The following is a 4,852-nucleotide window of genomic DNA, read 5'->3' on the forward strand; positions in this document are numbered from 1 at the left end:
AGGTGGAGTTCCCCCCGGAATTGCTCTCCCAGGTCCCGGAGGACAAGCGGGAGGCGCTCATCGGGGTGCTGTCCCGGAACCCCCGGCCCTCCTACCAGCACGACCCCCACCGGGTGTACGGCATGGCCTTCGGCGGGGTGGAGGTGGGCTTCTCGGTGGATGGGGAGAGGCTGCTTGTAAAATCCGTCACACAAAAAAGGGGACAGCCTTGAGGCTGTCCCCTTTTTCAGCGCCATATTCAGGTCTGGGGGAGGGAGTCGTCCTCCCGAATCCAGTCCTCCACATGGACTACCGAGTAGTCGGTTTTGGTGTTGCGGATGACCACCCGCTGGATGCCGGCGTTGATGATGAGCCGGCGGCACATGGAGCAGGAGGTGGAGTTGGGGATCAGCTCCCCGGTGGATGGATTGACGCAGGCCATGTACAGGGTGGCCCCGATGGTCTCGCTGCGGGCGGCGGAGATGATGGCGTTGGCCTCGGCATGGACCGAGCGGCACAGCTCGTACCGCTCCCCGGAGGGAATGTTCAGGGCCTCCCGGGTGCAGTAGCTCAGATCCACGCAGTTTTTCCGGCCCCGGGGGGCGCCGTTGTAGCCGGTGGCAATGATCTCGTCGCTTTTGACCAGGATGGCGCCGTAGCAGCGGCGCAGGCAGGTGGCCCGTTCGGCCACGGTCTGGGCGATGTCCAGATAGTAGTTCTCCTTGTCGATTCGGCCCATTGGGGACCCTCCTTTGCATGGTTATGGTGTGATACGGCCAGTATACCGTTTTTTTTCCCAAATCGCAAGGGGCTGACGATCCATCGTTCATGAAATGTTTACGGTTGCATCCTTGACGAAAAAAGCCGCAGGGGCTATCATATAAGCATCAAAAGTGCATCCTATTCTCATATCAAAGGAGACGACCGTATTTCATGCTCATGAATTTTTTGCGAAAATTGATGTACGGACGGTATGGCAGCGATCACCTCTCCTTTTTCCTGCTTTTCCTGTATGTGGTGCTGATTTTTGTGTCGGCGCTGCCCTATATGGCATGGGTCTCCTGGCTGGCGCTGGCAGTACTGCTGTGGAACCTGTTTCGGATGTTCTCCCGCCGTATCGACCGCCGTCGGGCGGAAAACGCCCGGTTCCTGGCCCTGTTCGGGCCGTTCATTCGCTGGTTCAAAATGCGGCGGACCATCCATCGGGATAAAGAGCATCGCTACTTCAAGTGTCCCAACTGCGGGCAGTACCTGCGGGTACCCCGGGGCAAAGGGAAGATCACCGTCAACTGCCGCAACTGCGGCGCCAGCTTTGAAGAACGTAGCTGAACCCAATGAAGGGCTGCTGCCGGACGCAGCAGCCCTTTTCATCAGAGAAAGGGGGGAGCGCCCATGAGACAGTGTATGGACGCCGACAATCTGCACCGCAGGCTGAAAAAGATCATTGGACAGATCACCGCCATCGACCGGATGGTGGACGAGGACGTACCCTGTGAGGAGATGCTCATGCAAATCAACGCCGCTAAAAGCGCCCTGCACAAGGCGGGCCAGGTGGTGCTGGAGGGCCATCTCAACCACTGCGTCCGGGACGGTATCGAACACGGCGACGCCGACCGCACCATCGCTGAATTTGCCAAGGCTATCGAGCATTTTTCCCGTATGAGCTGAAGACAGGCGCGTCCCATCCGGTGGGACGCGCCTGTTGTTATCTGTGCAGGGCCAGCGCCGCCGCCCGGACGGCGCGGGCGTCGGTGACCGGCACCTGTTCCTCCGGCGGACACACCCCGCCGGAGAAGGATACCGCCGGGTTGTGGGTGGCGGAAACGTCGGTGCGGCTGGTCTTGAAGGAGCCGTGGAGCTGATCGCAGCCGGTGGCAGCCAGCAGGGCGGCGGCGTTGTCCGGTTTCACCCCGCAGCCGGGCAGGATCTGGATGCGTCCGGCGGCATACTCCTCCATGGCCCGGATGGTGTCCGCCCCCGCCGGGGCGGAAGGGGCCTGTCCGCTGGTGAGGACCCGGGTCACCCCCAGCTCTATCAGCACGTCCAGAGCCTCCCGCCAGTGGGGCACCACGTCGATGGCCCGGCTGAACACGCTCTCCTTCTCCCCAATGACCTCCAGCATGGCGGCGCACCGGGCCCTATCCACCCTGCCGTCGGGGTGGAGGCAGCCGAACACGATGCCGTCGGCCCCCGCCGCCAGCAGGGCGCGGGCATCGGCCAGCATGGCGGCAAACTCCATCTCGCTGTAGCAGAAGCCCCCCTCCCGGGGCCGCACCATTGCCATAATGGGGACGGACGCCTGCCTGGCCAGCTTCATGGTGCCAATGGAGGGGGTCAGTCCCCCCAGAAAGAGGGCGGAATTCAGTTCCACCCGGTCCGCCCCGGCCTCAGCGGCAATGCGTACATCCTCCGCCGAGCCGCAGCACACTTCCAGAATCATGACAACACCTTCTTTTCTCATCTGGGGCTATGATACCACAAAGAAATGTGATATCATAGCCCCATTCCAAAGGAGTGGATCGCATGGATCAGGAACTGATTTTTATCCGGCAGGCCCTGCCGGAGGACTGGGACAGCTACCCCCAGTCCCTGTTTGAGGCCTTCGCCGCCCACAGCTGCATGCTGCGCCAGACCGTCCCCTGGTGCGCTTCTCTCAGCCGGGAGGCCTACGAGCAGTACGTCCTCTGCCCCCGGGTCAACGACGAGGATCTGTCCGACCACCGGGCGCTGTTTTACAGCCAGCTGTGGGACCGGGTGAAGGGCCTGTCCCAGGAGGAGGCCGCCCTGGAGGTCAACCGCTGGTGCCACGAGCAGGCCAGCTATCAGGCCCAGGACGACCGCACCGCCTCCCCCCTGACGGTATACCGCTGCGGCAGCGGCCGGTGCGGGGAGGAATCCGCCTTTCTGGTGTCCGCCCTGCGCTCCGTGGGCCTGGCTGCCCGGCAGGTGTACGCCCCCCGCTGGTCCCACTGCGACGACAACCACGCCTGGGTGGAGGTGCTGTGTAAGGGCAAGTGGCGCTTCCTGGGGGCCTGCGAGCCGGAGCCGGTGCTGGATCGGGGCTGGTTCAACACCGCCGCCTCCCGGGCCATGCTGGTCCACAGCCGCACCTTCGGCCCGGTGGCCGACCTGGCCCTCCACGGCGCCCCTCTGGGCCGGCAGGGCCAGGCCCTGTATCACAATCAGACGGCCCGCTATGCCCGCACCAAGACCTACACCTTCCGGGCCGAGCCGGGGGAGATCATTACCCTGGAGGTACTCAACGAATCCCGGTTCTGCCCCATCGCAACCCTTACCGCCGACCAGCAGGGAGAGGTACAGGTGGAGCTGGGCATGGGCGACCTCCACCTGTCTAACCGGGAGAAGGAGGCCTTCTGCCACGGGGAGAGGGAGGACGGGGCGGAGCTGGCCCTCCCCGCGCCCTGCGCCCACTGGACTCCCTTCGACTTCCGCGCCCCCCACGATGCTCCCGTCAACCCCACCCCTCTGGACGAGGCACAGCGGCAGGCCCGGGCGGCGGTGCTGGCGGCGGGTACCGCCAAGCGGCAGGCCCGGATGGCGGGCTATTGGGATGAGGAGAAGGCCCAAAACTACCCCCAGCAGCGGGAGCTGCTTCAAAAGGCCCGGGGCAATTTTGGGGAGATCTATGCCTTTCTCAGCAGGGATCATGACCCGCTGCGCCCCGCCCTCCTCTCCGCCCTGTCCGACAAGGATCTGCGGGATGTGACCGCCGCTCTGCTGGAGACCCATCTGGAGCGGGCCAGACCCTGGGCGGGCTGCTATCCGGCGGAGGTGTTCCGGCGGTTTGTCCTCTGCCCCCGAGTGGCCTTTGAACGGCTCACCGACTGGAGCCGCCCCCAGGGCGGAGAGGTGGGGGAGGTCATTGCCCTGCGGCAGCAGGGGATACCCGCCCTGCTGCGGCCCCTGGACGGGGCGGTGCTGGTGTGGCGGGACGGGAACTTTGTCCCCAAACAGCCGGAGAAATGTGGAACAGTCACCTTCCGAAAGGCGCCGGTGGAGCGGTTTCTCTACCGGCAGAACTGGTCCCTGGACTTCTGGACGGGGGAGATGTGGAAACCGCTCCGGCTGACGGATCGGGCCTGGCACAGGAACAAGCTGACCGCAACCCTGCCCGCCGGGCGCTACCGGGTACTCACCGCCCTGCGTCTGCCGGCAGGGGACCAGTTTGCAAGCCGCCTGGAGTTTACCCTGGGGGCGGGGGAGGAGCGGGAGATCTCGCTGGAGCTGCGGGACTGCTCGGTGGACGATCTCATCTCCCCCCGGGAGCTGCCCCTGGCGGAGCTGGCCGGAACCCATGAAAAAGCCGCCCTCCTCCTCTGGCTGGAGGAGGGGGCGGAACCCACCGAGCATATTTTAAATGAACTCTCCGCCGCCCTTCCCGCTTTTCAGACGCTGGACGGGGACGTGATCTTTTTCCTGCGGCGCCCCGGCGCGGAACAGCAGGCCACTTTGGCGGGGCTGCTGGCCCGGTGGCCGGAGGTGCAGCTGGTCTACCCCCAGTGGGACGATCAGGTGGAGACGGTGGCCCGCCATTTGGGCCTGGACCCGGACAAGCCGCCCCTGGCGGTGGTACGGGACCGGCAGGGGAGGGCGGCCTACGGCTGCTGCGGCTACCAGGTGGGCATGGCCGACCTGCTGCGGCGGGTACTGGAGCAGGTGGAATGAGTCATTCCAGGAAATGTTTCAGATATTCCTCCACCGACCGGGTCATCTCCCGGGAGAAGTCGGAGTTGTACTTTCGGTCGCAAAAGGCTTTCAGCCAGTCGGTATAGGGCCGCTGTCCGGCGTTGTCGGCCAGCATCCGCTCCAGCTCCCCGGCGTTCATCCGGCGATAGCCGTTTTCATGAACGAT

Annotated in this window: 5 protein-coding genes and 2 pseudogenes; 4 read left to right on the forward strand and 3 right to left on the reverse strand. The window is 64.6% G+C overall.

Features of this window, described 5'->3' with window-relative positions:
- Positions 1-212: pseudogene (locus tag Q0K43_RS10230) on the forward strand (tRNA (N6-threonylcarbamoyladenosine(37)-N6)-methyltransferase TrmO); the annotation flags it as partial.
- Between the two features lie 26 nt (positions 213-238).
- On the opposite strand, the gene Q0K43_RS10235 reads toward Q0K43_RS10230, so the two are convergent.
- Positions 239-718: a deoxycytidylate deaminase gene (locus Q0K43_RS10235; RefSeq protein ID WP_297290432.1), complete on the reverse strand. Its 480-nt coding sequence runs from the start codon at positions 716-718 to the stop codon at positions 239-241.
- A gap of 194 nt (positions 719-912) precedes the next feature.
- Between Q0K43_RS10235 and Q0K43_RS10240 the strand changes: the two genes are divergently transcribed.
- The gene (locus Q0K43_RS10240; protein WP_297290433.1) at positions 913-1,308 is read left to right on the forward strand and encodes a hypothetical protein; all 396 of its coding nucleotides are present in this window, start codon (positions 913-915) and stop codon (positions 1,306-1,308) included.
- Between the two features lie 63 nt (positions 1,309-1,371).
- Complete coding sequence (locus Q0K43_RS10245; protein WP_297290434.1) at positions 1,372-1,647, forward strand: metal-sensing transcriptional repressor; 276 nt, start codon at positions 1,372-1,374, stop codon at positions 1,645-1,647.
- Between the two features lie 37 nt (positions 1,648-1,684).
- On the opposite strand, the gene Q0K43_RS10250 is transcribed toward Q0K43_RS10245, so the two are convergent.
- Complete coding sequence (locus Q0K43_RS10250) at positions 1,685-2,419, reverse strand: copper homeostasis protein CutC (protein WP_297290435.1); 735 nt, start codon at positions 2,417-2,419, stop codon at positions 1,685-1,687.
- Between the two features lie 83 nt (positions 2,420-2,502).
- On the opposite strand from Q0K43_RS10250, the gene Q0K43_RS10255 reads away from it, so the two are divergent.
- Positions 2,503-4,665 carry a transglutaminase-like domain-containing protein gene (locus Q0K43_RS10255; RefSeq protein WP_297290436.1) on the forward strand — a complete coding sequence of 721 codons (2,163 nt, stop codon included), beginning with the start codon at positions 2,503-2,505 and terminating at the stop codon, positions 4,663-4,665.
- Between the two features lies 1 nt (position 4,666).
- Here Q0K43_RS10255 and Q0K43_RS10260 read toward each other — a convergent pair.
- A pseudogene (locus Q0K43_RS10260) lies at positions 4,667-4,852 on the reverse strand (nitroreductase); the annotation flags it as partial.

It is taken from the genome of uncultured Flavonifractor sp., from assembly GCF_944383115.1.
GTDB lineage: Bacteria > Bacillota > Clostridia > Oscillospirales > Oscillospiraceae > Flavonifractor.

Coding starts and splice junctions, on each gene's coding strand:
- Q0K43_RS10250 (WP_297290435.1), bottom strand. CDS start 2,419: ATGATTCTGGAAGTGTGCTGCGGCTCGGCGGAGGATGTACGCATTGCC.
- Q0K43_RS10240 (WP_297290433.1), top strand. CDS start 913: ATGCTCATGAATTTTTTGCGAAAATTGATGTACGGACGGTATGGCAGC.
- Q0K43_RS10255 (WP_297290436.1), top strand. CDS start 2,503: ATGGATCAGGAACTGATTTTTATCCGGCAGGCCCTGCCGGAGGACTGG.
- Q0K43_RS10235 (WP_297290432.1), bottom strand. CDS start 718: ATGGGCCGAATCGACAAGGAGAACTACTATCTGGACATCGCCCAGACC.
- Q0K43_RS10245 (WP_297290434.1), top strand. CDS start 1,372: ATGAGACAGTGTATGGACGCCGACAATCTGCACCGCAGGCTGAAAAAG.